At 58.0% G+C, this 20,503-nt stretch carries 34 protein-coding genes and 1 pseudogene; 16 read left to right on the top strand and 19 right to left on the bottom strand.

Translation table 11 applies throughout. The features are described from left to right. The 14 genes from DC522_RS05700 to DC522_RS05760 form a co-directional block, all read right to left on the bottom strand. Positions 1 to 228 carry a hypothetical protein gene (locus DC522_RS05700; RefSeq protein WP_116527728.1) on the bottom strand — a complete coding sequence of 76 codons (228 nt, stop codon included), beginning with the start codon at positions 226 to 228 and terminating at the stop codon, positions 1 to 3. After that, the gene (locus tag DC522_RS05705) at positions 225 to 629 is read right to left on the bottom strand and encodes a hypothetical protein (protein WP_116527729.1); all 405 of its coding nucleotides are present in this window, start codon (positions 627 to 629) and stop codon (positions 225 to 227) included. Before DC522_RS05705 ends, DC522_RS05700 begins: the two co-directional genes overlap by 4 nt. Then, positions 626 to 1,039, bottom strand: a complete 414-nt coding sequence (locus DC522_RS05710; protein ID WP_116527730.1) for a hypothetical protein — start codon at positions 1,037 to 1,039, stop codon at positions 626 to 628. The genes DC522_RS05705 and DC522_RS05710 overlap by 4 nt, the downstream gene beginning before the upstream one ends. Further along, positions 1,032 to 1,724 carry a hypothetical protein gene (locus tag DC522_RS05715; protein ID WP_116527731.1) on the bottom strand — a complete coding sequence of 231 codons (693 nt, stop codon included), beginning with the start codon at positions 1,722 to 1,724 and terminating at the stop codon, positions 1,032 to 1,034. Before DC522_RS05715 ends, DC522_RS05710 begins: the two co-directional genes overlap by 8 nt. Beyond that, a complete protein-coding gene (locus DC522_RS05720; protein ID WP_116527732.1) occupies positions 1,717 to 2,157 on the bottom strand; it encodes a hypothetical protein in 441 nt (146 codons plus the stop codon). The genes DC522_RS05715 and DC522_RS05720 overlap by 8 nt, the downstream gene beginning before the upstream one ends. After that, complete coding sequence (locus tag DC522_RS05725) at positions 2,154 to 3,164, bottom strand: AAA family ATPase (protein WP_165820060.1); 1,011 nt, start codon at positions 3,162 to 3,164, stop codon at positions 2,154 to 2,156. Before DC522_RS05725 ends, DC522_RS05720 begins: the two co-directional genes overlap by 4 nt. Positions 3,165 to 3,171: 7 nt before the next feature. After that, positions 3,172 to 3,681 carry an HNH endonuclease gene (locus DC522_RS05730; RefSeq protein ID WP_116527734.1) on the bottom strand — a complete coding sequence of 170 codons (510 nt, stop codon included), beginning with the start codon at positions 3,679 to 3,681 and terminating at the stop codon, positions 3,172 to 3,174. Continuing rightward, positions 3,681 to 4,637, bottom strand: coding sequence for a PD-(D/E)XK nuclease-like domain-containing protein (locus tag DC522_RS05735; RefSeq protein WP_116527735.1), 957 nt, complete (start codon positions 4,635 to 4,637; stop codon positions 3,681 to 3,683). Before DC522_RS05735 ends, DC522_RS05730 begins: the two co-directional genes overlap by 1 nt. A 4-nt stretch (positions 4,638 to 4,641) precedes the next feature. Further along, a complete protein-coding gene (locus DC522_RS34660) occupies positions 4,642 to 4,809 on the bottom strand; it encodes a hypothetical protein (RefSeq protein WP_165820061.1) in 168 nt (55 codons plus the stop codon). Then, complete coding sequence (locus DC522_RS05740) at positions 4,806 to 5,153, bottom strand: hypothetical protein (RefSeq protein ID WP_116527736.1); 348 nt, start codon at positions 5,151 to 5,153, stop codon at positions 4,806 to 4,808. Before DC522_RS05740 ends, DC522_RS34660 begins: the two co-directional genes overlap by 4 nt. Further along, positions 5,150 to 5,386 carry a hypothetical protein gene (locus DC522_RS05745; RefSeq protein ID WP_116527737.1) on the bottom strand — a complete coding sequence of 79 codons (237 nt, stop codon included), beginning with the start codon at positions 5,384 to 5,386 and terminating at the stop codon, positions 5,150 to 5,152. The genes DC522_RS05740 and DC522_RS05745 overlap by 4 nt, the downstream gene beginning before the upstream one ends. Position 5,387: 1 nt before the next feature. Continuing rightward, positions 5,388 to 5,666: a hypothetical protein gene (locus DC522_RS05750; RefSeq protein ID WP_116527738.1), complete on the bottom strand. Its 279-nt coding sequence runs from the start codon at positions 5,664 to 5,666 to the stop codon at positions 5,388 to 5,390. Further along, a complete protein-coding gene (locus DC522_RS05755; RefSeq protein WP_116527739.1) occupies positions 5,666 to 6,025 on the bottom strand; it encodes a hypothetical protein in 360 nt (119 codons plus the stop codon). Before DC522_RS05755 ends, DC522_RS05750 begins: the two co-directional genes overlap by 1 nt. Before the next feature lie 81 nt (positions 6,026 to 6,106). Continuing rightward, positions 6,107 to 6,976 carry a helix-turn-helix domain-containing protein gene (locus DC522_RS05760; RefSeq protein ID WP_245443991.1) on the bottom strand — a complete coding sequence of 290 codons (870 nt, stop codon included), beginning with the start codon at positions 6,974 to 6,976 and terminating at the stop codon, positions 6,107 to 6,109. Here DC522_RS05760 and DC522_RS37180 point away from each other — a divergent pair. After that, on the top strand, positions 6,864 to 7,112 hold the full coding sequence (locus DC522_RS37180) for a transcriptional regulator (RefSeq protein ID WP_371678976.1): 249 nt from the start codon (positions 6,864 to 6,866) through the stop codon (positions 7,110 to 7,112). The two genes, DC522_RS05760 and DC522_RS37180, sit on opposite strands and share 113 nt — an antisense overlap. Positions 7,113 to 7,191: 79 nt before the next feature. Here the strand turns inward: DC522_RS37180 and DC522_RS05770 are convergent, their stop codons facing one another. Then, positions 7,192 to 7,407, bottom strand: a complete 216-nt coding sequence (locus DC522_RS05770; protein WP_116527742.1) for a hypothetical protein — start codon at positions 7,405 to 7,407, stop codon at positions 7,192 to 7,194. A 92-nt stretch (positions 7,408 to 7,499) separates the two neighbouring features. Here DC522_RS05770 and DC522_RS35375 point away from each other — a divergent pair, with 92 nt between their 5' ends. The 13 genes and pseudogenes from DC522_RS35375 (at position 7,500) to DC522_RS05835 (ending at position 14,127) form a co-directional block, all read left to right on the top strand. Further along, a complete protein-coding gene (locus DC522_RS35375) occupies positions 7,500 to 7,889 on the top strand; it encodes a hypothetical protein (RefSeq protein ID WP_205769515.1) in 390 nt (129 codons plus the stop codon). 300 nt (positions 7,890 to 8,189) lie between these two features. Continuing rightward, positions 8,190 to 8,459, top strand: a pseudogene (locus tag DC522_RS05780) (DUF2312 domain-containing protein); the annotation flags it as partial. Positions 8,460 to 8,701: 242 nt separating this feature from the next. After that, the gene (locus DC522_RS05785; protein ID WP_116527743.1) at positions 8,702 to 9,127 is read left to right on the top strand and encodes a RusA family crossover junction endodeoxyribonuclease; all 426 of its coding nucleotides are present in this window, start codon (positions 8,702 to 8,704) and stop codon (positions 9,125 to 9,127) included. Continuing rightward, the gene (locus DC522_RS05790) at positions 9,121 to 9,510 is read left to right on the top strand and encodes a LexA family transcriptional regulator (protein WP_245443993.1); all 390 of its coding nucleotides are present in this window, start codon (positions 9,121 to 9,123) and stop codon (positions 9,508 to 9,510) included. The genes DC522_RS05785 and DC522_RS05790 overlap by 7 nt, the downstream gene beginning before the upstream one ends. Further along, entirely contained in the window at positions 9,507 to 10,091 is a 585-nt protein-coding gene (locus DC522_RS05795; protein WP_116527744.1) for an MT-A70 family methyltransferase, read from the top strand. Before DC522_RS05790 ends, DC522_RS05795 begins: the two co-directional genes overlap by 4 nt. Then, positions 10,088 to 10,357 carry a hypothetical protein gene (locus DC522_RS05800; RefSeq protein ID WP_116527745.1) on the top strand — a complete coding sequence of 90 codons (270 nt, stop codon included), beginning with the start codon at positions 10,088 to 10,090 and terminating at the stop codon, positions 10,355 to 10,357. Before DC522_RS05795 ends, DC522_RS05800 begins: the two co-directional genes overlap by 4 nt. Beyond that, positions 10,354 to 10,614, top strand: a complete 261-nt coding sequence (locus DC522_RS05805; protein ID WP_116527746.1) for a hypothetical protein — start codon at positions 10,354 to 10,356, stop codon at positions 10,612 to 10,614. Before DC522_RS05800 ends, DC522_RS05805 begins: the two co-directional genes overlap by 4 nt. After that, on the top strand, positions 10,604 to 11,383 hold the full coding sequence (locus DC522_RS05810) for a hypothetical protein (protein WP_116527747.1): 780 nt from the start codon (positions 10,604 to 10,606) through the stop codon (positions 11,381 to 11,383). Before DC522_RS05805 ends, DC522_RS05810 begins: the two co-directional genes overlap by 11 nt. After that, positions 11,380 to 11,697 carry a hypothetical protein gene (locus DC522_RS05815; protein WP_116527748.1) on the top strand — a complete coding sequence of 106 codons (318 nt, stop codon included), beginning with the start codon at positions 11,380 to 11,382 and terminating at the stop codon, positions 11,695 to 11,697. Before DC522_RS05810 ends, DC522_RS05815 begins: the two co-directional genes overlap by 4 nt. Continuing rightward, entirely contained in the window at positions 11,697 to 11,999 is a 303-nt protein-coding gene (locus DC522_RS05820; protein WP_116527749.1) for a hypothetical protein, read from the top strand. The genes DC522_RS05815 and DC522_RS05820 overlap by 1 nt, the downstream gene beginning before the upstream one ends. Continuing rightward, complete coding sequence (locus DC522_RS35380) at positions 11,996 to 12,823, top strand: DUF1376 domain-containing protein (RefSeq protein ID WP_205769517.1); 828 nt, start codon at positions 11,996 to 11,998, stop codon at positions 12,821 to 12,823. The genes DC522_RS05820 and DC522_RS35380 overlap by 4 nt, the downstream gene beginning before the upstream one ends. Next, entirely contained in the window at positions 12,774 to 13,658 is an 885-nt protein-coding gene (locus tag DC522_RS05830) for a hypothetical protein (protein WP_133239236.1), read from the top strand. Before DC522_RS35380 ends, DC522_RS05830 begins: the two co-directional genes overlap by 50 nt. Before the next feature lie 7 nt (positions 13,659 to 13,665). Continuing rightward, positions 13,666 to 14,127: a hypothetical protein gene (locus DC522_RS05835; RefSeq protein WP_133239237.1), complete on the top strand. Its 462-nt coding sequence runs from the start codon at positions 13,666 to 13,668 to the stop codon at positions 14,125 to 14,127. Positions 14,128 to 14,450: 323 nt separating this feature from the next. On the opposite strand, the gene DC522_RS05840 is transcribed toward DC522_RS05835, so the two are convergent. Together DC522_RS05840 and DC522_RS05845 are read right to left on the bottom strand one after the other, a co-directional pair. Next, positions 14,451 to 16,499 (bottom strand): glycoside hydrolase family 99-like domain-containing protein, encoded by a 2,049-nt coding sequence (locus DC522_RS05840; RefSeq protein ID WP_116527752.1) that lies wholly within the window; start codon positions 16,497 to 16,499, stop codon positions 14,451 to 14,453. Continuing rightward, positions 16,496 to 17,527 carry a bifunctional 2-polyprenyl-6-hydroxyphenol methylase/3-demethylubiquinol 3-O-methyltransferase UbiG gene (locus DC522_RS05845; protein ID WP_116527753.1) on the bottom strand — a complete coding sequence of 344 codons (1,032 nt, stop codon included), beginning with the start codon at positions 17,525 to 17,527 and terminating at the stop codon, positions 16,496 to 16,498. The genes DC522_RS05840 and DC522_RS05845 overlap by 4 nt, the downstream gene beginning before the upstream one ends. 530 nt (positions 17,528 to 18,057) lie before the next feature. Here DC522_RS05845 and DC522_RS05850 point away from each other — a divergent pair. Further along, complete coding sequence (locus DC522_RS05850) at positions 18,058 to 18,318, top strand: hypothetical protein (RefSeq protein ID WP_116527754.1); 261 nt, start codon at positions 18,058 to 18,060, stop codon at positions 18,316 to 18,318. 300 nt (positions 18,319 to 18,618) lie between these two features. On the opposite strand, the gene DC522_RS05860 is transcribed toward DC522_RS05850, so the two are convergent. Both DC522_RS05860 and DC522_RS05865 read right to left on the bottom strand, forming a co-directional pair. Then, positions 18,619 to 19,422 (bottom strand): hypothetical protein, encoded by an 804-nt coding sequence (locus tag DC522_RS05860; RefSeq protein WP_116527756.1) that lies wholly within the window; start codon positions 19,420 to 19,422, stop codon positions 18,619 to 18,621. Position 19,423: 1 nt separating this feature from the next. After that, positions 19,424 to 19,648 (bottom strand): hypothetical protein, encoded by a 225-nt coding sequence (locus DC522_RS05865; RefSeq protein WP_133239238.1) that lies wholly within the window; start codon positions 19,646 to 19,648, stop codon positions 19,424 to 19,426. Positions 19,649 to 19,971: 323 nt separating this feature from the next. Here DC522_RS05865 and DC522_RS05870 point away from each other — a divergent pair, with 323 nt between their 5' ends. Next, complete coding sequence (locus DC522_RS05870; RefSeq protein ID WP_116527758.1) at positions 19,972 to 20,463, top strand: hypothetical protein; 492 nt, start codon at positions 19,972 to 19,974, stop codon at positions 20,461 to 20,463. Positions 20,464 to 20,503 lie beyond the last annotated feature (40 nt).

A 20,503-nucleotide genomic window follows, 5' to 3' on the forward strand; every position in this document is an offset into this window, starting at 1 on the left:
CTATTCCCCCTGTCCAAGGGCGAGGGCGGAGAAGGGAGCCCAATGAGTTGGCCGCGTGTACATGTAGAAGGTCTTTGTATCGATGAAGAACTCCGACACCTGCCAATTCTCTCCGTTCCACCTGCCCTGAACCTCACGCTCTGGGTCGAGCTCATGGAGGGCTCGGAAGAGCGTCCCGTCCTTTGGCGCTGTCTCGATTGGCTTCGCGTTCTCAGGTAGTCCGCTCATTCCCCTTCTCCATTGGCGAGAGTGGAAGCCTGGAGGGCGGTGAGAAGGGCGTGCATGAGGGCAAGGGCCGCATTCCCGAATTGTGCCGACACGGGATATTGGACCGCATACGACCGCTCTTGGACGCGCGCATACCAGCCGTCACTGTATCGACGCAGGTCGATGTGCCACCCCGGCAGCATCCTCTCTAAGAGAGCAATAGCAGCGTCTAAGGAGGAGGTGAGTTTCGGGGCGCGCAGGGCGCGCACAGAGTTATAGTTGTCTGGTGTCTGGAAGAATCTGGTGTTCCCATGGCGCCTGATCTTCCAGCCATGTAGCGCTGCCCAGATTTCATAGTCCAACTCCCGATCCGGCCCCTCCGCCGTCTCAACCCGTTGCTTGAGTTCCAGCAGCTTGCTCATTCCGCCTCTCCTGCCTGTTGGAGGGCGGCGAGGAGGGCGGCGATTTGGCGGCAGGTGTCCGGTCCCAAGTTGAAGAAGCCGAGTTGCCCTCGGCATGGGATCAGCGGCAAGGGGAAGGCGTCACGAAGCACGAACCCGTATCGGCCAAAGAACCAGGGGCTATCCATCTTGGTGACGCAATCGACAATACGCGCCATACCAACCACGCCCCCACGTGGAAGATGCATCTCGTCATCATCCAACTCGCTCTTCGACACGCCTGCATGAATGATGAACCAGCCGCGTCCCTTCGTTGGCCAGTCGCGGTTCTCAACGTCCTTGCCATTGTGGAAGATGTGATGCGGGTACGGCTGCTTTATGCTGAGCGCTTTAATCTCGCCCCTTTCCACCCTTTGTTTGAGATCAGTCATGTGCCTTCTCCTTGGGAAGAGCGGAGAGAGAGGCGAGGCGGGTCTCAGCGGCGTCAAATTCCTCTATTGATCGTGCAGAGAACTCAGCCACTTGAGCGGTAACGCCCGGCCACATCTCTGTGATGTCTAACCAATGCGAGACGCCTAGACGGAAGCCATCATCAAAATCCGGCCAGCCCGCATCGCAGAAGACCAGATCCCAAGTGCCAACTTGCTCACAATAGGTCAGGATCGTTTGCTCGCCATGGAGCTCGTCCCGCTTTGGCAAGCCTTCAGAGATGGGCGTCATCTTCAATTCAATGACTTTGCGCGTTTCCCGCTCGGCAATCAGCTCTTCTACCTTCTGCTGAAGAGAGGAGAGGGCGAGGGCGGCTTGCTCGCAGAGTTTCCCAAACCGAATAGGCCCAGTTTGCCCCCACTTCGGACCGGCAGCCGATTGCAGTGCATCGATCAGCTCCCCGATCTCCTCTCCGTTCAAGCTCTCAGGCTGGCGGGAGGGAACAGCGGCAATCATGGCGTGCCAGACGTTGTGTACCGTCGCTTCTTCGTCTTCGTTCGACCAATCGACCTTCTGCGCCGCAGAGACCATTTCTGGCGTGGCGTCGTCGGGAGCGAGGCGCCACCCCTGGAAACGCGCAGCGAGCATGGCGTCCCAGGTAAGCTCCCTGATCTTGTTCTCAGACATCGCTCTTCTCCTTGTCGGGGGTGAGGGCGGCTTCGGCCTCGTCGAGAACTTCGCCGACCGTTGTCGTCCCGAGGTGAGACCAGATGCCGGTGAATTTGACGGTCCGCTTGTCGTCATCGCAAAGGGCGGCAACAAGAGCGGCATTCTTCTCCAGCGCTTTCTTCAGGCTGGATGCCCGCTCCTCAGCTGCCTCGGCGCGCTTGATAGCAGCCTTAAGGAACAGGCCCCGCACCTCATATGCGTGCTTGGCTATGACTTCCTCTTGGCGCAGTCGCTCATTCTCGGCCTTAAGACTAGCAATCTCGTCGTGGCAAACCCCGATTGCTCCTGTGTCTACCCAATGCCGCTCCTTCAGCCGCTCATTCTCCGCATCTAGTTCTTTGATGCGCTGCTGATAGGGATGGACATTCCCTTGGATGAAGTCCTCGATCATGCTCCCGCCCTCTCAGCTCTAGCTTTCAGCTTCTCGTGATGGCCAGACTCCACGAGCGCGGCTCGCCCTTCTGGCGCCAGCCCGCCGAAGAACTCTCGATAGGCAGAAAGCCCCTCATCCGCTTTCACCCGGGCGTCGTCGATGATTGCCGCCACGCGCGGATCCAGCTGCGGCTCGTCCCCCGGAAAGCCCGCGCCCGTATCAGTTTGAGCCGACACGGGCGCGGCAGTTGGGCGTGACGTGTCGATGTCATCACGCCGGGAGGGAGCGGGAGAGCCACCACGGGCCCATTCTGCGAGCAGCTGACCAGCCTTTCGGGAGATCGGCTCGGCGTCAGTGAACATGCCTCGATGCTGATCCTGCAGCTTGTGAGGCAGGCTGAAGTTCGGGCGACCTGGGCGATCTGGTGTCAGCGTGAAGCTCGCCGTCATCTCGTACATGAAGCGCTTCTCGCAGATTGGCATCCAACCGAGAGGCGTGATGACCGTCTTCATGAAGGTGCGGCCGTTGCTGCCTTCAACCTCTTTCTTGTCGATCGAGATCTTCTCGTCTGCGCGGAGGCAGAAGATCAGCGAGGCCCGGCACTGGAGCAGGGCGTTCATCATCTTCTTGTGAGCGAGCTTTGGGTCTTTCCAGTTACCCGGAGACTTTACGCCGCTCTCTGCCAGCTCGTCGGCCCAATCCATGATGCCGCCTTCACCATCGTATTCGTGGCTAAAGGAGTCGATGATCACAACTTCGGCGCCGGCGGACTCGGCTGCGCGAATGCCTTCGATGAAGCGCTCAGGCCGGAAGGGCGGACGCATGTCCGAGTGCATGAACTTGAAGCGGTCGGCATAGTGGAGACCGCGACGGGCTTCCGTGTCGATGAAGGCGATCTTGCCCTCTGGTGACATGCCGGTTGCCAATTCCAAGGCTGAGTACGTTTTGCCGCTGCCGGATGCCCCAGCAAGGGCGATGAGAAGCGAGACGCGCTCGCGCTTCGCGGGGGCGAATGTGAAGGTCATGGAGTCCTCATTCAAATCGAGCGAATTCGCCGTGAAGGCGGGTAGCCGCTTCGCAGTAGGCAGCATGGGCGGCTTCGGGCGTCGCAAAGGTGCCAAGTATCCGCTGCTTCCCATTCACTCGGATCGAAGCCACGTAGTTCTTGTCTCTGCGGTGGAAGTAGACGCCCTTGAAGCCTGCACGATTGTTGCGATACCGCCCTGAATTCTGCTGGTTCTCGCCGTGTGATGCCTCTCGCAGGTTCTGAGGGCGGTTGTTGAGTTTGTTGCCGTCGATGTGGTCGACCTGTCCGACTGGATCAGCCCCGTGGATAATTTTCCAGATGATCCGATGGGACCGATAGCGTCGACCAGCAACCGCAACATCAAGATATCCTGCGCTGCCGACACGTCCTGCCGGATCTCCTGGCTTGAGCATGTTTGCATTAGGCTCTCGCCAGGTCAGCAGCCCAGTCTCAGCGTCATAGTCGAACAGCCGCCGCAGCTCCTCGACCGGCGGCAATGGGAGCACGGCTCGCATCAGCAGGGCTCCATGAGTTCGCGCGGTCTACGAATGACGACACCGGGCCGCCCGTAGCTCACACCGGCCAGCATTGGGTCTTCTGTTTCGCGCCACTCCCAAGCCGAGGCGGACCATTGCGGGTATTCGGCTTGCACAACCTGGGTCGGGTATCCTGGCCAAAACCCAGACGAGAGACACTTGTCCCAGAGGTGGATTGCCGCCGCGACTTTCCTGCGGCCTATCTCCATACCGACTGCATCAAGCTCTACAGGCATGATGAGGTAAGGAGGCTCCGTCTCTTGGAAGAGCCAGCGAAATTTCAGTCGGCCTGCAACAGACGGGTCAAGGAAGGTGAGGCCGCGCTCGTATAGGCCGGCTTGGATCTCGTACCCCATGTCAGCGATCTTACGTCCAACGCTCTGGGGCGCGGCCGACTGGCCTGTTGTTTTGTAATCCCACACAACGAGGTGATCGTTGGGGAGCCAGTCGACCATTGAGCGGCACCAAGGGCCGGACTCGTCCTTCCAAACCATGACAACTTCGCCCTGACCAAGCTCAGGATTGAAAGCATCGGCGGCATCGGGAATGCGCGAGAGCTGCTCGCGTGCTGCCGCGACCATTGCCTCAGCGATCTCAAGATCAGGGCGAAGGATGGGGGCACACCCGGCCTCATAGGCCTCTGCACGTTCCTGCTTGGCGTCCCCGCGCGTGTAGTTCTCTGCCTCGATCACTACGACTTCGGCGCCGCGTCCGATCAGAAGCTTATGAGCTACTGTACCGAGTTCCATGTCGCGGCTCGGCTTCTGCTTTTGCTGTTTCCCTCCAAGCCGCGGGTGGCAGTGCCAGGCGTGAAGCGGGCTCTGCTCGAGCAGGATCTTAGCGATGGACGAGGAGAGGGAGGGCTGAACGCAAGGATCAGCATGGTACTCGTCTGCCGGAATGTCCGGATAGAAACCGGGGGCTGTGATAGCCATTGCCTCAGCCTCCGTAAGGCTCTGAATGCGGGTCCTGGTCTTCGTCACCGCGTGCGGTGATGAGATAGGCGGCGATGAGGATGACCAGTCCGATGAGGAGGCCGGTCACAATCCCGATGAGGAATGCGGCGATCAGGCCGTCTTGTGTGGCGATGAAGGATTCCGTGATCATGCTGCCTGCTCTGGCTGTTCAATCAGGTGGTCGCGGAGCGATGCGATCCGCTTCTCAAGTCGGGCGATTTCTGCGCTGGCCCAATCGTGGTCCATCTGCGCGGCAACGCTGCGCGCGTAGGCGATCCTCTCGCGCTTCTCCTCGCGGCCGGTGCAGATCCACCATTCCTCAAGACGAGTGGCGATCAGCTCGATAACCTCACTTGGAGGCAGTCCTTCGATGTCGGGCTCCTTATCTTCTGGCCACATTTCTGAAAGCCACTTGCCGTCCGGAAGCCGGATCTGAACGGACCATTCCTTATCGCTGCCAGCAAAGTTGTATCGACCAAGTTGCTTGATGATCATGCTGCGTCCTCGTTCTTCTCAGGCACCGGTACGGCGTTGATTGCGGCTGCGAGCGCGTGGGCGTATTCGGTATGGATGAGGGGGATAAAGACGCGAAACTCTGCCTCGGACGGATCTCCAAAGTAGTCGCGGCCTTCGAATTTCAGAGTGACGCAGTGGTCGGTACTCAGGGTCATGACGGAGGCGCTGACCTTCTCGACGTCGTGCACTGCGGGATGCTGGAAGCGCGCCATATCAGCGGCCCTCCGCTTTGGCGATGACGGCTTCAGCCTTGCCTATGAGATCTCCGGACGTTGCGAGTGTTCCGGTCTTGAGCGCAGTAACGAGCCAGTCCAATGCCTCCAACAGATCCGGAGCGGCGGCTATAAGACGGGCATTCTCGCCGTTCTCGTTGTAGAGAACGGCTATCTCTTGCTCCCATCCCCCCGGGTGCGTTCCGCGAATGTAAAAGATCCGCGGTTCGGTTGGATGGTCGTTCTTGGCTTCCCAAGGCCCAGGAGTGTGCTGTGCCATCACACGCCCTCCCGCACGGTCTCAGCGAGTTCAAAGCCCTCGCGGCGGCCTCTGAAAGCGTTGATGAGCTGGGAGTGCTCGGGCTTGGCGAGCTTGGAGTTGGCCTCAGCAATGCGCGCCTGGATGCTCTTCACCACGTCGGCGTGACGGGAGTGGAGCCCGGCCAGAATGGTGCTGATCGAGATCGCATCGCCATAGCGCGGGTCAAGCGTCTCTTCGAACCGCTCACGCTTCAGTTCGGTCTTGCCGATGCACAAATTCAAAAAAACGGCCTTTTCGCCGTCGTCGTCCAGTTCTGCGAGCCGGGCGTCTACCCGGTCGAGATATGTATCGATGCCCGTATCGGGATGCGTTGACATTCGCCTCTCCTGTGGATGGAGAGACGTTACACGGCTCTGTGTTAGCGTGTCAACACAGAAGTTTGTTAAATGTGTTCGCTGTTAGCGCCGCGCGTATTTTCCTACAACACGATGAGCGACGGGCCACTCGCTGCGGTCCAAGGTAAACTTCTTGGGTGGGTTCCACTGCTCTACGTGCCAAGCCTCCGGCGTAACCCTCACGAGGTGCTTGATGGTGGCGCGGTCGTCGGCCGGATTGTTTGTATAGAAGATGTGGGTCTCGTCCGGTGTTGGCGGCAGCTTTGGATGAACGATTGCCCTTTGACCTGGCCTATACTCGGGGGACATGGATTCGCCGCTGATATAGACGAGGTAGCCGTCCTTCACGCCCTGCAGCGGTTCCGGCCGGGGTGCATAGTCGATCGGACTTTTCTCGACAACCATCTCGCCCGGACCGCCCTCTGCTGCCGCATAGACTGGCACGTCGCCGCCTATGCCTGTCGCTCGGGCGAAGATTTCAGGATCGTTCGCAACCTGGACGGCTGGCGGCGTCGGGCTGCCGGCGTCCTCGAGGGCTTTTAGGATCCTTGGGATTGCGCGGGAATGCTTCGTTTCCCCCGTCTCAATGCGGTGCAGGGTCTGCTGATTGGTTCCTGCCCTTTGAGCGAGCTGCTCTTGCGTAAGTCCCAAGGCTTCCCGGCGCTGTCGAATTTCGTTGCCACTCATAGGGTTAGCGATAACACGGTTATCTATTACAGATCCAACACGGTTATCAGACAAACATTCGTGTTGATATTCACACGCAAGTGTGTTTTCTATTTCCTTCATGACAAGCACTCGAAAACTTATTGAGGCGGCGATCGCCAAAGCAGGATCGGAAGCGAAGCTCGGTGAGCTTTGCGGGGTCAGCCAAAACGCGATCTGGCATGCCAAGAAGAGCGGCCGGGTTTCTGCGGAGCTGGCCAAGGCCATTCACGAGGCTACCGGAGGCGAGGTCCCCAAGTGGAGCCTGCGTCCTGACCTATGGGATCCGCCGCCAAACCCTCGATCCAGCCCCCTCGCGGGAGGGGGCGCCGCAAGCGCTGAGCCTGCCGGAGCTGGCGCATGACCCGCATTCGTGACGGATGGCTTGAGCATGTGACCGATGATGGCTGGATCCGCATCCGGAGGGTTGAGGCATGACCGGCTCATCTCGGTTCGCTGGCCATCAGCATGCGCGCGGTCATCGCGAGCGCATCGGCGGCCGGAGTGTCCGGCGCTTTGTTGGCGAAGTCGTCCAGCTCGTTCGCAAGATTTTCCAGCACTTCATTCGGTTTCTTGGGCTTCAGGGCTGCAACGAGGCTGATCGCGAAGGCTGTGAGAGTGGCCGCCAAGTCATCGGCGGTGAGGTGAGTATCGGACATAGGAGGTCCCCCATGGATGGAATCCCCCAACGGTACAGGCCGTTGGTTATCGTTTCGCGTACCAAGCGCGCCGATCTGAACGGAGGCGCCTGATGTCTCGAACCTACACAAGCTCGGCAGCAAGCTCCTTCGGCTTCGACCGAAGCGGTCTCCCCGTAATTGAAGCGGTCGTTGCGGTGGCTCGCCGTCTCTGGCCGAGCAAGACGGCCGTGAACCTGTCCAGCCGGGCAGGGGTGACGCATAGGGCTGCAGAATTTTGGTTGGCTCAAGGAACGGGCATGTCAGCCGATGCGCTGGCGGAGCTGCTTCGCTCCGATGCTGGCCGCGAGATCCTCGAAGCTCTGATGGGTGATGCGCGCCCGTCCTGGTGGCCTGCCTTCAAGGCCGATCTGGTCTTTGCCGATCTAGAACGCCGTGAAGCCGACAACCGTGCAGCCATCGAGGAACTAAGGCGTGAATTCAATTCAAGACGCGCTCGGTAGCGCGCTGTTGTGGCTCGCTGAGCAGTTGCAGACCGCAAGTGAGAAAACGCGGCGGGCTGCTCGGTGGGTGTGGGGGCTTAGAGGCTGGGAACGACACAAAAGTTAACCGTCAGTTCCAGTAAAATCTAAGCAAGAAAGGATCTGCGCGGATCTCTGCGCGGAAAAGACTTCGTGTTGCGTAATGGAAGGAACGTATTCTCGCACTGTATCATCTACGGGATACGCTTAGGAAACTAGAGAAGTTGTTTCGGGAAGTCGAATGGACACTCGGACTACTCAAAAAGGATAGGGTAAAGACTGATGGCAAACATTGGGCACAACTCGGAGGCCGCTTTCAATACAGAGAGCGTTGCCGCCGATCAACTCCGGTCCTTCATCGAGCGCATCGAGCGCCTGGAGGAAGAGAAAGCCGGTATCGCGGGCGATATCAAGGATGTCTACGCCGAAGCTAAGGGCAACGGCTTCGACACAAAGGTGATGCGCAAGATCATCGCCCTTCGGAAGCGTGATTATGCCGAGCGCATGGAAGAGGAAGCGATCCTCGAACTCTACATGCAGGCGCTCGGGATGCTCAGCGACACGCCACTTGGGCAAGCTGCTATCCAGCGGGACTTCGGGGCCCTTGGCAAGGTGGCCCCACGAACAGATGCGGAGAAAGCATCTGGAGTTGCGGCCGCCTTCGTCAGCAGGGATGGCACGCGCTCGACGATCAGTTTCGGGGAGCAGGTCGATCTTGAAGAGGCCATCGCGGAATCCTCGCTTCCCGACGTGCCGGCCTTCCTGGACCGTCGCCAACCTGCGGGCGCCTGATCATGACCGATCTGGGCCGCATATCCATCCGCCTCGCCGGTGAGCCTGTTGGCAAGGGCCGTCCTCGTTTCTCGACAAAGTCGGGACGGGCTTTCACGCCGAGCAAGACTCGCTCCTATGAGGCGCAACTGAAGTATGCGGCCCAGCAAGCAATGGGTGAGCGTGCACCCTTGGACGGTCCTTTGTCCGTCCGGGTGGTCGCCTCGTTCCCAGTCCCTCAGAGCTTCTCGAAGAAGAAGCGCGAACTCGCCCTGGTGCATGTTCTTCGTCCGACAAAGGTTCCTGACTGCGACAACCTCCTGAAGACGCTCGATGCGCTCAATGAGGTTGTCTGGCGCGATGACAAGCAGATCGTCGATGCGCTGGTGCAGAAGGTCTACTCGGACATGCCCGGGCTCCTGATCCTTGTGGAGCCGCTGCCGTGCTAGGCCTGACACCCAAACAGAAAGAATGCCGGGACTTCATTCGCCGCTACATCAGCGAGCATGGGGCGTCTCCCAGCTTCGACGAGATTGCCGATGGCCTCGGGCTGCGCTCGAAGTCAGGAGTGCATCGGCTCGTCCATGCTCTCGTTGAGCGTGGTCACGTCACCATCGTTGAGAACCGCAAGCGCACGATCATCCTGAACAGCCAAACGGCCACAATGCTTCTGCCGCCGTCTCTCGGGCTGTCTGCGTCTGTCGATGGCTTGGCGCTTGATCTTCCTGAAGAAGTCGTGCGTGCCCTCAAGACCCGTGCGGTGCGGCTTGGTGTGAGTCCGGTCACCCTCATTCATGACGCCGTCCGCGCGTATGTGGGGGCAGGCGCATGACCTGGATTTTCGATCCTCTGCCGCGCAATCAGTTCAAGGTCATCATGGCCGATCCGCCGTGGAAGTTCTCTGCAGGCACAAAGGGCCGCCCTCAGCACTATGACAGGATGACCGATAACGAGATCGCGCGGCTACCCGTCGAGGAGCTGGCGCATCCTGACGGCTGCTGGCTCTTCCTGTGGGTTACGAGCCCGAAGATATTCCACATTGAGCGTATCGCGGAGACCTGGGGCTTTCGCTATTCCGGCCGGGCATTCGTCTGGATCAAGACGGAGCGAGCCGAGAATGACCCGCTATTCGTGTTCTCGGATAGCCTGCACATGGGGCAGGGATTCACGACGAGAAAGAACGCGGAAGACTGCCTGCTCTTCCGACGCGGATCTCCAAAGCGCCTCTCCGCCTCGGTACATGAGGTCATCCTCTCCCCAGTCCGGGCCCATTCCCGCAAACCTGATGAGGCCTACCGGCGCGCGCAACAGTACGCTGAGGGGCCGTACTGCGAGCTTTTCTCCCGCGAGAGCCGTGAAGGCTGGGCTACCTGGGGCAACCAAGTCGGCAAGTTCGACGAGGTGGCGGCATGAGCTATTGGCACGACAAAGGCGTGAGGCTGGCTGAAGCGGCTCGCCATCGTAAGCCGACAGAATGGTCGTCACACGACATCAGCAAGGCCCGCCAGATCATCCGTGATGGCGGCACGTCGCATGACGTATGGCAGGCGCTGTTCCCTGACATGCCTTATCGCACGGTGCACTGGCGCCTAGGCAAGCTCGGTATCAAGCCAATCCACGGCAAGGCTCACCGCGGTATCGAGACATCGCTGCCTGAAGATCGCAAGGGCAAAGCATGACCACCTACGCGCGCCAGCACGAGGTTCTGAAGATCACTGAGGAACAGGCCTTGGAGGGGTTCATGTACTTCCTCCAGGTCCGTTCCTCCAAGGCCGAGAAGTATCACCACTTCGTTGAGGACCGGGTGAGTTGTGTCAGCACGCTTGAGCAGCTCGCGATCATGGAGAAGGCCTTCGGGACCGAGAAGGTGCGCAACTGGCTCGACGAAGCCGTGGCGAAGGCACAAGCGAAACTTGAGGGGCAGCATGAGCGATAAAGCTCAATTCGAGAAAGAAGCCGATCTTTGTTCCGCATTCATTGAGGCGGCGACAAAGGGCGGGACGTGGAAGGCCTATCCTGAGACGGCAGGCTTCGACATCCTGCTAGTTCGCAATGATGGCGTTCAGATTGGGGTTGAAGCCAAGTTGGCCCTGAACGCGAAGGTGCTCGCACAGATCCTGCCCGGGCACATCAACTATTCGTACGCGTCTACCGGACCAGACTACAGGGCCGTGCTTGTCCCTGCCGGGAAGGATGGCGCTCTCCGTTCGGTCTGCGCTGCGCTAGGTATCACTGTCATCACATGCCGGCATGAGCAACCCGGAGACCGATGGTATCGGATATATGGGCCCGAGCTGCCGAACACTCGGTATGTGGATTCTAGCGACTGGCACGAATGGGCTCCGATGAAGCGGTGCGACGTCCCTGACTATGTGCCGGATGTCTCTGCTGGAGTTGCTTCGCCCGTTTCTCTCTCTGCCTGGAAGGTCAAGGCGATCAAGCTGGCGATCATCCTTGAGGAGCGTCCGGTAACCCGAGCTGATTTCAAGGCGCTGCAGCTCTCTCCGACGCGCTGGACTGATCCTTATACGGGCTGGCTGAGGAAGACGGACGAGGGATACGTCCCCGGTCCTCACATGCCGGATTTCAAGGCGCAGCATCCTCGCAATTACGAAGAGATCAAGGCGGACCGGGACCGCTGGATGCCTGGAGCCATACCAATGGTTACCCGCCCGAAGCAAGGCCAGCAGGAGGCGCTTCTATGACGATCGACGCCTACGAACAGCATGAGGTTTCATTCGAGGAGTGGCGCCAGAATGCGAAACCGACCGCGACGGGCAATCGCATTACCGTCTCGGATCATGCCCTCCTGCGCTATCTCGAGCGCGCCTGCGGCATGGAGATTGAAGCCATGCGGGAGGAGCTCGCCGGGATCCTGAGCGCCATAGTTCGCCCTGGCCGGCAGACGATCGTCCGTGATGGGCTCCGGTTCATCTTTCGCGGGAACATTCTCACGACCGTCTATCAATGCGAGACCCGAGAGAGGCGTCCCTATCGGCTCCGGGCAAGGGGGCGGTGATGGCGAACACAGCCGCATTCCGAAACCGTGTGCTAAACGCGTGGGCTAACAGTTCTGCCGGCGACATTGCCGATGCCGAAGGCGTCACGCGCAACGTGGTCCTGTCCATCGTTCGCCGCGGCCGCGAGACAGGTGATCCGCGCGCCGTCACCAAGCCCCACAACCCACGCAAGCCGGGCTGGTGGACCGAAGGCGACCCACGCGTGATGGAGATAGCCCGGGCCGGCGCCAAAGCCAGCGTAGAGGCACGCTACGGGACTTTGGTCGAGGCATTCCGTGAACGGCGGGAGAAGCTGTCATGAGCCAATTCCCCAGCCTGCCGCTCTTCACCGATGCGTTCATTGCCGACACAGGCCATCTGAATGCGACTGAGACCGGCGCTTATCTCATGCTGCTCATGGTCGCCTGGCGCTCGTCGGACTGCGCGCTGCCAGACGACGATTCAAGGCTCTGCCGGTGGGCTCGCGTAGACCCTCGTTCCTGGGCTCGGATCAAGCCGCGGGTGATGGAGTTCTGGACTCTCGAAGACGGTAAGTGGACGCAAAAACGCTTACTCTTAGAGCGCGACAAGGTCTGCAAACGTGCAGAGGCTGCGCGCGAAAACGGAAAACATGGTGGGCGCCCTAAGTCCTTGGAAAATAAGGATGGGGCAAACCCAACGGGTTCTTCTCGGGTAACCCAGCAAAAAGCTTCTATCTCTATCTCTAAAGAGTATTCAGAGACTACGTCTCTTCATACTCAAGAGAATGCTCGTCGGCACGAGTGGCCAGACGATTACGAAGATCGGATCTGGAAACTCTATCCGAAGGGTGCCGACAAGAAGGTTTCACTCGAACGGCTGCGAACGCTCTACCGCTCAGACAAGCTGCCCTATGACGTGCTTGTTGCTGGCATCGAGCGCCTGGTCTCACACATCAGCGATCCGAAGTACGCGCCGACGCTCGACCGCTTCATCCGGCAGGAGAAGTGGAACGACGAATACCGAACAGGGCCACCACAACGACCACCCAGCCGCGGCGGAAACCCATTTGTTGAGTTGGCTTTCCAATATCACCAGCAATTGAAGGAAGAGCGATATGAACCAGCTTACGACGACATCGAGATCATCCCTCCCGACCGCACCTAGCCGGGAGATTTCGGATCTGGTTGATCGCCTGAGCAACGCGCTCGAAACCGTGCCGGGGTCGCATCGCCCGGAGATCTGCTCTGCCTGCCTGCCGACCGAGCGGGAACGGCATTCTCTCGCTGAACGAGGCCAGGAGTTGGAGAGGGCGCTCGTTCGTGCAACGGAAACCGAGATCAGAAGCATGGTTTCAACGCTGCGGGCCGCGTTCCCGACGCACGGGATAACGGATTCCGCAAGCGCGGAGATGAACGTGAAGCTCTTCGTGGCTGCGTTGTCTGTCTTCCCGGCCTGGGCCGTCTCAGAGGCTTGCCGACGTGTGCTGGAGGGTAGGGCAGGGATCAACACCGCATTCGCGCCAACGCCGCCGCAAATGGCCGAACTCTGCCGGGAGATCGTGTCACCGTTCCTCGAGGAGCGGGCGAAGATCACGGCGCTGCTCACGGCCAAAGTTTACACGCTGCCGACCGACGAGGAGCGGCAGCGGGTGGCTGATGGATTGGCGGCCCTTCTCGAAGACCTGAAGCGGGTTCCTGACGATCGCAAACGTGAGGTGGATATCGGGAAGAAGGAGCTCGTCGACGCGAGCTCACGGCTGATCAAGCGGCAGCTCGCTCTCGCGGGAATCCATGATGGTCTCCCGATGAGCCTCGATATGCGCGCCAAGATCGCTGAGATGGCGATGGACAAAAAATACGAAGACCTGCTGAACGCCGCGACCGAACGGCGCCAGGACATGGACCAACCAATAGGGGGCAAAGATGACAAAGAAGGAGACGGCGCAACTCGCGCCTCAGACGGAGAGCCCGCAAGTGCTGGCGACGTTCGGGACGTATGAGGGGCTCGTGGATGCGCTGAAGGCGCGGCGCATCCAACAGGGCATGTCTCAGATCGCGCTTGAAGACAGGGCAGGGCTCACCGGTGGCTATGTCGGCAAGATCGAAGGGAGCGCCGACAAGAAGAACAACAGGGCGATTGGCCGCGAGTCTCTCCCGCTGTTGCTTGGCGCTTTGAAACTCGAACTGGCGGTGGTTCCAGTCGAGAAGCAAGCATCAAGCAAGCATGCCCTCAAAGCCTTGCCTCGTAAGCTGTTGACGGGCGATGAACTCAAAAAGTTTCTCGAAAATCGAGCCCGAAAAGGTGGCCGCATCCGTAAGGTTAGGCTGACGAAAAAGCAGCGCCGGGACATCGCCATGAACGCAGCCAAAGCCCGCTGGGAGAAGCACCGTGCGGGCCAAAAGCGGCAATCGAAGGGCAAGCCGGAACCGATAATCGTGCCGGCATCAGCGCTGCAAGGCGCTGAGTAAGCGCCCTTATACAGCTGCAATGGGGCGAGCAAAGAATCGTTTGCAGATGTGGATGATCAGCCGGAGAGCGAAAGATGAAAGGTCAAACAAGGAAGTTGTGGGAGCGGTCGGGGTGCTGGACGAGGTCCGCCTTTAGGAACAGCAAAGGACGGCTCGTCGTCAAACACATTGGATGGGGCCAATGAGCCGCCCGAGGTGAAAGCTGAGTGGATCCCGAAGTCGTCATGCTGGCGCTTCGCTAGTATGGCGGAGGGCTGTGCCGCCATGGTCTGACCATGGCGGCACAGCCACAACATACCGCCAACGCATACCAACAAAAGGTCTCAGCGAGCGCCAATACGACGCGGGTATGCCATTGCGTAATTGTAATTTATCCCGGACTCATTGACATGCCTCTCGAACACAGGGTGCCCATGCCTCATCTCAATGCCGGCAATAGCCTCGCCCCTTGCCTCAATGAACAACCCAAAAAATCGCTCAAGAGCATGCGCTAACGTGCCGTCTAACTGCCCGTCCTCCTCTTCGAATGCAGAGCTAAGATATGGATAATTGGCGATGGGAAGAAACGATGAGACGCGCCCCGCGAACATACTCCCGGCGACAAAATTGAAGGTCTCCTCATCAAACCGCAATTCGAATTCCGCACATAACCGGCGCAGCCATGCCACGTTCATGGCTGATCCCATGAACGTGGTACCATCCTGAATATTGTCCGACGAGGCCACTAAAGCCACTTCCGGGTTCTTATCAAGAAACAGTTCGAGTTGCCGATCCCGGAGAGATGCGACCAAGGGGCCGACAAGTGAAGCCCTCCACGCATCCCCATTGGCTCGATGCGTGCTCTTCTTGGTGTGCAACTTCACAAAGTAGCGATAGCCGTGCGCGTGGACTGCTCGTAGGACACCCAAAAATGGGCGAATATCGCGCCCCCAGTTTGGATAGAAGTAGATGTGTGGATCCTTTAGATGCTTAGCAATCACAGATAGCAGTGCCGGCGAAGGCTCGTCGGGAATGGTAATGAAGACATCATTTCGAGCCCCCTCCGGAAGCCCTGACAGCAATTCGTGGAGGGTGTCAGGATAGAATGCATGAATTATCTTCGCAACCTGGGTTTGGGCTTCGCTATCAGTCGGAGCTAAGACTGCACGCGCTTGAGGCGGTCCCATTTTTTTGCCACTAGTTGACCGGAGCGGAAGATAAGGTTTGAGTACTTCTGCACTCTTTCTAAGAAACGCGTGGCCATACTTCTGGTCAGGTTCCAGATGGGCACCTTCAGCCCACTCATTCCATGCATTGATAAAGACGAAACTCCCTCCACCAACTGGCTTATCTACAGCGTGAAGTGCTGCCTCAGCCAGCCAGCTGGCGTATCCGCTTGGCCCAGAACCAATGAAACAATGCCCTTGATCTCCGCGTCGGGCTGTATTGTCCCAGCTCGGGAAGACCGTAGGAATAACGGGGAAGTCAAAGCTCGCGAGTAGACCTCTGGCCCCCGAGACGAGCCTACCATAGTCATAAACGTGGCCGTTATAGCTGCTGCTAAACGGCGTCACAGTTTGTGTGATCTCGTGCGCATTAATGTTGTGCGGGGGAAACTGAACAGCTGCATCGAACCCGAGAGTGGCAGGATGCTCACTCAAGCCAAAGGTCATTGCATAGACCAGGAACAGGTCAGTACCTAAGCTCTCTTGTGCGCGCTTTCGCCAACGCTCGATAGTAGCCTGAACATCAGGCAAAATCCCCGGGCGGTAAACGATGAGGACTGGGCGCCCATCAATACGGATATATCGAGGATCGTCCATGTATCGAAGAGCGTCATCGATGTAACGAACGTCGTTTTCTGGCGAATGATCTTGGCCAATAAGCACTTCGGCTTCATGTCCATCCCACCGCCTAGTCCAATTTTCGTTCGCCCAGCACAGGCAGAAATTGAAGTCTATATCTTTGCGTCGATAAAGGACCTCAAGCGGTCCCTCAAGGAGACGCTTTCCGCCAAACCAGTAATGATAAATGCAAAATCCGGAGATTCCGTAGCTCTTTGCAAGATTAACCTGCTGTTCAATCACCTGTTCGTTACGAAGATCATAAAATCCGAGGTCCGCTGGAAGATGAGGTTGATAGTGTCCTGGGAACTGCGGCCGCGCTCGCGTGACATTGGTCCACTCGGTAAAGCCTTTGCCCCACCAAGCATCATTCTCGGGGATAGGATGGAATTGCGGCAGGTAATATGCAACCAGCTTAACAGGCGCGGACGTGGTCTCAAATTCAGGAGGGCGCCCTGGACGGTATGCGGGATCACGATAGTTGCGCTGGCTGGACTTCAGTTGCTTCAAATACTCATGCCCAGCCAATGAAATCGTCGGGTCATTCATTTCAGTTCCCCGGCTGAAGAAAAGGCGAGAGCAATACGGCGGATGACCTTTCTCAAGAGAGGGAGCCGCGAGAGGATTCGTCGGACACGACCAAGTGCACGCCAGCTAGTACTACCTTCCAAAGCCTGGAGTTTCTCGGTCGCGAGAGCGGCCTCCTTCCGAGCGAGGGCGGCCTCCTTCCGAGATTGCTCCAATTGCTCCAACGTAACTGCATGCTCATGCATTATGTTGTTGAGAGTACGTCTTAGTACTTGCTTCTCATCTTCGCTGGCGGCCGCATCAGCGAGAACTCGACGCAATAGAAACTCATCTTCAATTGCGCCACCATCAGAAAAATCGGCGCAAATAATCTCCTCATCTATGTTTGCGAAATCGCCCCCACAGACAGCAAGATAATAGATCGGTGCAGACGGCTTGGGGTGCGCGCGGCCGGTTAGAGCTTCAATATCAGCAACCCGCAAGCGAGGAGAAGTGCTCTCTAATGCGATTGAACTCAGATCAGTCAGAGGCGCAATTACGGATGCAGACGCAGAAGTCTGCCCCAACAAGCGAACACTCTCGAAATAGGACCGGAGGACACTTTCAAAGGCGTCGAGTTCAAGCTCGTTGATGTGAAATGGATTATGATAGTCGAATTCCCGCGTATACCTCTCTGGGTTGGGCGTAGAAATTAGAAGTGTGCCGCTTGGCTTAAGTATGCGGCGAAGTTCCTGAATTGCGCGAGCTGGCTCTTGTACGTGCTCGACCGTCTCGAAACACGTGATAAGATCGAATGTAGCATCAGGAAAGGCCAGCTTCTGGATGTCACCTACTTCAAATTCCAGATTAGGTGAGTCGACATATCGATGCCGTGCATATCGAATGGCGGCTTCGGAAACATCAACGCCTACAACTCGGCGGGCTGCCGTCGAAAGAAATGCGCTGCCGTAGCCCTCACCACTGGCAATATCCAGTACCACTTTTTGGTGGGCAAATTGCTTGGCAAAGAAATACCGTAGCAGGTGCTCCGTAGCGATCCTGCCACCCATTCCTGGTATGTATCGCTCACCCGTAAATGGTAACGGCGGCGGGCTGTTCAACTCTGAGGCGACCGACACTTGAAACTCTTCTTATTAGGTAAATTTGCAGAAGCGGAGAGGTGTCGGATACAGCACCAACAATTGTATGTCGAGGGACCTCTCATCGGCGGCAATAACGCCTGCTTGAGACATCGACATTTTAGTGCTCTCGCTTACCCGGTATTGACCTTCTCAGAGTGACCAGATCGCCTGTTCCCGGCGGGCTTTTAGCCGTGTTCATCAACCCACTCACCAGTTCTCAGGAGTAACTGCGGGCGTGAAGTCACCTACAGGCGCGGTGATAAGGAAGGGCGCGTCACGATCGGGGCAGTTTCTACTCCTGCGCACTACGGCTCGCTGACGAACCGGACAACACGAGTCCCCAGGCTGAATATTCTTGGTTTGTTCACGTTATCCACATGCCTAGGTGACCTGTGGCAGGTTGACTCAGGGTTACCCCAAATGTTCCTATTCTGTTCTCATTTTCCGTGAGGGCAGAAATGGATCACATCGAAGGGCATAAGGTCACCTACTACGTTGTTCAGACGTTCAGCTGGCTCAATGACGAGATTGTCGCGGACGAGCCCAAGGCGGTGCAGAGCGCCACGTCCGCGAAACTCGCGATCGAGCGGCTGCCTGAGAACAAGGTGGGCGGCCTGGCATTCTCGCGAACGGGTGACCCTCTCTCTGGCGAATTCGATGACGCGGTGATCATCGCGCAGAAGGGGACGATTCCGACCGCCGAGGAGGAGTTCGTCTGATGCAGCGCCGATATCCTCGGATCCAGATAGACAAACGCTCAAAGTTGACCGTCGAGCAGATCATCGAAGCACGAATGCGGTATGCACGGGGTGACCGGAACTTCGTCGCAATGGCGAGAGAGTTCGGCGTCAGCCGTTGGGCCATTATCGAGACAGTGACCGGCCATAATCATAAAAGCGTGCCGATGCCTCCGCCTCTGATGAATTGGTCGCGGCCATGACGACAGTCGGGGATCTCAAGAGGCAAGGGAAGGAAGGCCTTCGTAGCGACAACGATAACGCAGTGTGATGTTATGAAGGTCACTCTACTCCTACGCTGCTGCTGGCATCTTTGGCTCTTGCATAAATTGATAGGAGATTGGCGCCTCTGATTCTTGCTTGAACCAGGCTGTTGGACGCGTATCGGTCACTCCACACCAGATGATCTAGTTCCAAGTAGATGTACTCAAGGCTTCTGCGAAAGTCGCCGCTAATTTCTACAATTGCGATCGAAGGAATGTTGGGAATTGAATTAATTGTATCCCTAAATCGAGTTAAGACGAAATCAACTGCCTCGTCAGATTGCTCGAATTCGAAGTTGGAAATTGGATTGATAATCTGCTGTGCTTGCGCGTCGCCATCTTTCCAATATGTGAAGCTGAGCCCGCTATTTGAGAGAATGTACTTTGCCAAGTAGTATAATCTAAGCCGATGCTCCTCGAATACCTCTCGCTCCTGCGCTGTCTGAAGCTGCCGTTGCATGATGGCAGTTTGCTCTGCGCTCTCCTTCGCAGCTGTCCGAAGCTCCTTCTGCTGATCAGCTAGGACTTGGCGAGTTTCCTTTAGCTCTTCACGTTGTAGCCACGTGGATACGAAGAACCACAGGAAGGCCAATGGAGCAAAGGATCCGGCTAAGAAGTCACCGATCTCGTTGAGTGTTAAGCGAGTGCTTGTAGCCTCACTGGTGGTTGGCTTCGGCTCAAAGAGGGGCCAGTAGTCGGCAACCCTGAAGGCGATGAGCGCGACGAGAAAACCGAACCAGACGATCGTGATCAGGGCGGCTCCGCGGAACCACCAATCGCCAGACGTTGTCTTCGGTAATGGCGTTGTTTGCTCTACTTGCATCTTATTCTGCCCCTGCTTTGCTCTGGGTGAGCCGGCCCGCCATCGCTCGTTTCTGTCGTTTGCTCATCGGCGCCTGATAGGGCTTGCCTGCCAAGACCCGCGTCACCTGCACGGTCCTGCGCTCGACTAGTGCACGCCTGGCCTTGACCGGATCAATCCCGGCCCGCTGGCACATCTTGTAAATCGCCTGCCTCGAGACGCCGGCCATCTCGGCCGCTTCAGCCATAGTGATCTCACCACGCCTCAGCAGTTCCAGCCCTACAGCCCGTGTCAGGTCGTCCGTCATGGTTGACAAGTGTCAACCCGGCCATTCGCGTGTCAAGAGGGCCTAGCTTCCGCACCGACAGCTCAATCGTTTCAGGCCCGATTTTCTAAGCTGCTGTTCTCAAAGACAAATCAGCCTCGCGAGCGGGGACTGCCAGTCTGTGCGGTGCCAACAGCCGCCAATCAGACCCATTATCCCCCGCGTCGCCCCGCACGCCCGCGTTCTTCTCATCGGGAAGTGAGCGACCAGCGAACGAACCTCGATCCATCGAGGTAGATGATCAAATGGCGAAAACAGAACTCCCTAAGCTCAACACACCAGGACGTACCGTCCTCGCCATCCCCAAGGTCAGGCGCTTCCTCGATCTCATGGTGGAAGGACAGAAGCTCGTCGACGCTGCTGATGCCGTCGGTCTCAAGCGCAAACGTGCCCGCCTCATCCTGAGAGATCCTGCCGTTCGTAAGCAGTTCTTCCAGGAGATTGAGGAGCTCCGGGAGAGCGAGAGAGCCCGAAACATTCTCCTCGCGGTCTCCATCAGGGATGAAGGGATGACCGCTGACGCAACGGCTGCAAGCAAGAAAGTTGCGCTTGAGGCCGCACGCTACCTGGACGGCGATAAGGAGCAGGGCGGCATCACGATCAATGGCGGTCAGAACGTGATTGCTGGCTACGTGATCAACCTCGATGGGCCTTCTGAAGGGCCGAAGCTGATTTCAAGTCAGCGGCAGGACGACGCTAAGCCATTGATCAATCGAGAGGGCGTTACCGATGTCTGACGGTAACACGCTCACTCGGGTCGATTGCTGCACTGCACGA

The organism is Microvirga sp. KLBC 81 (assembly GCF_003075415.1).
Classification (GTDB): domain Bacteria; phylum Pseudomonadota; class Alphaproteobacteria; order Rhizobiales; family Beijerinckiaceae; genus Microvirga.